Annotated in this window: 1 protein-coding gene; it reads right to left on the bottom strand. The window is 36.4% G+C overall.

What is annotated here, in order from left to right; all coding sequences use genetic code 11:
- Positions 1-68: 68 nt before the first annotated feature.
- Positions 69-439, bottom strand: a 371-nt coding sequence (locus tag C1E99_RS03225; RefSeq protein WP_153060149.1) for an IS30 family transposase, incomplete at its 5' end; no start/stop codon positions are given.

Genomic DNA, 439 nt, shown 5'->3' on the forward strand with positions numbered 1-439 from the left:
GTTATAGTCAGGTTTTTCTTTGTGTAGCATAGGAGAACCTCATAAGTCCTTTTTCTTATATTATACTCCTAAATACGAAGAAAAGCCCTTAGAAAATCAATTCTAAGGACTTTATCTTCAGTCTGAGCGACTTCTTTCGGAGTCGTTTTCTTGGTTCCTTTAGGTAACCATCTCCGAATCAATCGATTATGGTTTTCATTTGAACCTCTTTCCCATGAAGAGTAGGGATGTGCATAGAAGATATGTTCCTCAGGAAACACTTCAACCAATCGACTAAATTCCGAACCATTATCTGCAGTTATTGATAAAATATGATACTCAGCTAATAGTAACCTAAGTGCCTGATTGACAGATTCAGCAGTTTTATTTGGAATTAATCTTATGATTTGGTGTCTACTTCGTCGGTCGGTTAAGACTAAAAGACACTGATTTTTCGCTC

The organism is Streptococcus suis (genome assembly GCF_002964045.1).
Taxonomy (GTDB): domain Bacteria; phylum Bacillota; class Bacilli; order Lactobacillales; family Streptococcaceae; genus Streptococcus; species Streptococcus suis_U.